Annotated in this window: 4 protein-coding genes; 3 read left to right on the forward strand and 1 reads right to left on the reverse strand. The window is 69.2% G+C overall.

Annotated elements, in window-relative coordinates; translation table 11 throughout:
* Both PKE44_RS16015 and PKE44_RS16020 read left to right on the forward strand, forming a co-directional pair.
* The coding region (locus tag PKE44_RS16015) for an FAD-dependent oxidoreductase (RefSeq protein WP_324553126.1) at positions 1-489 on the forward strand (489 nt) is incomplete at its 5' end.
* Positions 490-645: 156 nt separating this feature from the next.
* Positions 646-1,869: an NnrS family protein gene (locus PKE44_RS16020; RefSeq protein ID WP_324553129.1), complete on the forward strand. Its 1,224-nt coding sequence runs from the start codon at positions 646-648 to the stop codon at positions 1,867-1,869.
* 1,063 nt (positions 1,870-2,932) lie between these two features.
* Here the strand turns inward: PKE44_RS16020 and PKE44_RS16025 are convergent.
* A complete protein-coding gene (locus tag PKE44_RS16025) occupies positions 2,933-3,196 on the reverse strand; it encodes a hypothetical protein (RefSeq protein WP_324553132.1) in 264 nt (87 codons plus the stop codon).
* Positions 3,197-3,356: 160 nt separating this feature from the next.
* On the opposite strand from PKE44_RS16025, the gene PKE44_RS16030 reads away from it, so the two are divergent.
* Positions 3,357-4,054, forward strand: a 698-nt coding sequence (locus PKE44_RS16030; RefSeq protein WP_324553135.1) for a sulfite exporter TauE/SafE family protein, incomplete at its 3' end; no start/stop codon positions are given.

Consider the following 4,054-nt stretch of genomic DNA (forward strand, 5'->3'; position numbering starts at 1 on the left):
GCCTGGACCGGCGCCCTGCTCGCCGGCCTGCCGCAGCCGCCGGCGGTCGCCCCGGTGCGCGGGCAGATGATCGTGTTCCGCGCCGCACCGGGATGGCTCACGCGCATCGTCATGCGCGATGCGCACTACCTGATCCCGCGCCGCGACGGCCGCATCCTCGCCGGCTCGACGGTCGAGTTCGTCGGCTTCGACAAATCGACCACCGACGACGCCTTCAAGACCCTGCACGCCGCCGCACTCGCCATCGCCCCGGGGCTTGCCGACATCCCGGTCGAGCACCACTGGGCCGGCCTGCGCCCCGGCGCCCCGGCCGGCATCCCGTACATCGGCGAGCACCCCGGCATCGGCGGCCTGTACGTCAACGCCGGTCACTACCGCAACGGTCTGGTCACCGGCCCGGCCAGCGCGCAGCTGCTCGCCAACCTGATCCTCGGCGAAACCCCGATCCTCGATCCGGCGCCCTACGGCTTCGGCGCCGGACGGCTGTAGCCGGCCCGACCCCGCCTCCCCGGCACCGGCCCGGCTGCCGGCCGGTGCCGACCGCTCCTGCGCCACGGCCCCGTGCTTGATGTTCATCAAGGCACCGCCGCACTGCGCCCCCTGCAATGCGGCCTCCCCCTCTGCCGAATCGCCGGAACCGCCGTCATGAACCCCGCTGCCGCCCCCGCCGCACCGCCCGATCGCCTCGCCGTCCTCACCGCCGCCGTGCACCGCCCGATGTTCCTCGCCGGAGCCGTGCAACTGCTCGCCACCGTCTTGTTCTGGCTCGGCGAACTCTGGCTGCGGCGCTCGGGCCAGACGCTCGCGACCGTGCTGCCGGCAACCTGGGCGCACGTGCTGCTGATGCTCTACGGCAGCTTCACGTTCTTCATCTTCGGCTTCCTGATGACCGTCTATCCGCGCTGGATGGATGGCCCCGAACTGGTGCGCGCGCAGTTCCTGCCGACCGTCGGCTGGCTCGCCGGCGGGCAGGCGCTGGTGTGGATCGGCCTGTTCAGCAGCAAGACCGTGCTCGGGCTTGGCATCGCCGCGATGCTGGCCGGCTGGGGCCTCGGTGCGGCGCGGCTCTACGGCGTCCACTTCGATACCGGCCGCGGCAAGCTGCAGGAGCGCGTGCTCAATGGCGCGCTCGCCGGCGGCTGGCTCGGGCTGGCGAGCTTCCTGCTCTGGCTGCTGTCGGGCGATGCAGTCTTCCTGATGTTCGCGCTGAAGGCCGGCCTGTGGTTCTGGCTGCTGCCGGTGTTCGTCACCGTCTGCCACCGCATGATCCCGTTCTTCGGCTCCTGCGTGCTGCCCGGCTACGCCATCGTGCGTCCCGACGCGCTGCTGAAGCTCTGGGCCGGCGGCTCGGCCCTGCACGGCCTGCTCGAACTGGCAAACCTGCCAACCTGGACCTGGATCATCGACCTGCCGATGGCCGCGAGCGCGGCGTGGATCGCCTGGCAGTGGCAGCCGGCGCGCGCGCTGAAGATCCGCCTGCTCGGCGTGCTGCACATCGCCTTCTGGTGGTTCGGCTTCGCGATGTTTTTGTATGGCCTGAACGCCTTGCTGCTCGCCTTCGGCGGCAACGGTCTGGGGCGGGCGCCGCTGCACGCCATCGGCATCGGTCTTTGTGCGGCGCTGGTGATCGCGATGGCGACGCGCGTCACGCTCGGCCACTCGGGCGGGCGGCTGATGGCCGATGACTACACCTGGTACTGCTTCCTCGCCATCAACGCCGCCGCCCTGGCGCGCGTTGCCGCCGATGTGCACGGCTGGCCGACGCTGAACCTCGTCGCCGCCGCCCTCTGGATCGCCGCCTTCGGTGCCTGGGTGTGGAAATACGCGCCGATCTACGTCAGGCCGCGTTCGGACGGCCGCCCCGGCTGAACCGACCCGCCTCATCCCCCGCCGCCGGCATCAGACCGCGCAGCGTCCGCCACTCACGGCCGCTGCGCCCGGCTCTGCCGCGCCGCGGCGGATGCCGGGCATCGCCGGTTCGACGCAACCGCCACCCCGCCAGCCTCGCAGCCCGCACACCCGCCCATCGAGCCCCCCGCCCTGCAGCCCGACTCCGGAAGTTTGCGGCCGGGCGGTGCGGGCTTGTGTTCAATGCCAGTGCAATAACGCTCCAACTTTGTGCGCGACATTATCTGGCGAACCCATTTCCATTCGAATCTCGCACATTTCCAATGGAAAAATGCTCGATCACAATGGAAATGGATACATTTCCGTTGCAATCTCGCAACATTGCCATGGAAACACGCGAATCTCCATTGCAACCTCGTACATTTCCATCCCGTTTTTGTGCAGCGAAGCTTCAGCCCGCCACATTTCCGTGCATCGCGAGCACATTTCCAGTGGAAAGATGCGAAGTCTGAATGGAAATGTGCATGGTTGGAATGGAAACGGGCGTGCTTCGATGCCGATGGCGCGCGGTTTGACGGCAAAGCGGCAGGATGAATGGCATCGGGCGTGGGTTGGAGGATGGGGGGCGGGCGGTTGCGGTCGTGCCCGGCGCGGTATGAACAATCTGAGCATTCGTAGGATGGGCTGAACGCAGTGAAGCCCATCATTCGCGTACCGTTCGCGGAAGATGGGCTTCCTTCGTCAGCCCATCCTACGGGCTTGGCATGGCAAGCCGGGCGCCAATCCTCCAGCCAGCCTACGGCGATGCATCCGGCTCGAAGCCGTGCGCGCGCATGATTGCCGCGATTTCCTCGGCTTCCGGAATCCGCATCGACAACGCCGCCACACGTGCCTGACGCAGCAGGGCTTCGGCCCGGGGGCGGTCTTGCGGATGCGCAGGGCTCGTCGTAATCCCCCAGGTCCTGCAGCAATCCGGCCAGTTCGTCGAGCAGCACGACGCGAATCCCGTCGTCCATAGCCTTGCGGGTCTTTCAGCCAGTCACGCAGTCCGGCGATGCGGGCACGTTCCGGTAGCAGGCGTGGGTCAATGACTGAATGCCACTGCGGTATTTTCGTGGGAACCGGCGTTTTGAGCGGCGTCGAGAACATGCTTGGTCAGCGGCCAGCGAAACGGCCCGTCCGGCAGTTGCAGGCCGAACATGCGCGACAGCATGCGCAGCGTCTTCTGACTGCCGCGCGCCTCGCGCGTATCGACGTAACGCGCATCTTCGGCAGTCAGGGCATCCTCGAACTCGATGTCCCGCAGCACATCGAGGATGTCGGTCGGTGGCTGATACGGAGCATTCATCGGTCGAACCCGGCGGTAAACGTGGCGGCTATCGTAGCGCCTGCGCCGCGGCTGCGACCCCTGGGCCTGCCGCCGGCGCGCCACGTCCCGGCCTCGCGGCCGTGCCGCCTGCAGCGCAGGGCCCTAGACTCGCGTCCCCTTCCCTGCCCGAGTCCTGCCCGTGAGCTTCGATGCCCTGCACCTGTTCGTCCTGCTCGCCGCGGCCTTCGTCGCCGGGGCACTGAATGCCGTGGCCGGGGGCGGGAGTTTCCTGACGCTGCCGGCGCTGGTCTGGGCCGGCGTGGCGCCGGTGGCGGCCAATGCCACCGGCACCGCGGCGCTGCTGCCGGGGTACGTGGCCAGTGCCTGGGGCTATCGCGAGGATCTGCGCGCGCATGCCGGTGCGGGGCTGCTGGCGCTGATCGGCACCGGCGCGGCTGGCGGTGCGCTCGGGGCGGCGCTGCTGCTGGCGACGCCGGACAAGGCGTTCCGGGCGCTGGTGCCGTGGCTGCTGCTGGCGGCAACAGCCTTGTTCGCGGCCGGGCCGTGGCTGCTCGCGCGCCTGAAGCGCGACGGCGAGGCCGGGGTGGCGGCGAGTCTGGCGACCGTGTTTGCGGTGTCGGTGTACGGCGGTTACTTCAACGGCGGGCTGGGCATCCTGCTGCTCGCGGCCTTCGGGCTGCTCGGGCAGCGCGATCTCAACCGCATGAACGGGCTGAAGAACCTGCTCTCGGCGGTGCTGACGCTGATCGCCGTGAGCCTCTATGCGCTCGGCGGCGCCGTGCAGTGGGCGCCGGCGCTGGCGATGGCGCTGGCGGCGACCGCCGGCGGCTATGCCGGGGCACGCATCGGCCGGCGCATTCCGGCGAAGTGGCTGCG

This window comes from Plasticicumulans sp. (genome assembly GCF_035331805.1).
In the GTDB taxonomy this organism is placed as follows: Bacteria; Pseudomonadota; Gammaproteobacteria; order Competibacterales; family Competibacteraceae; genus Plasticicumulans.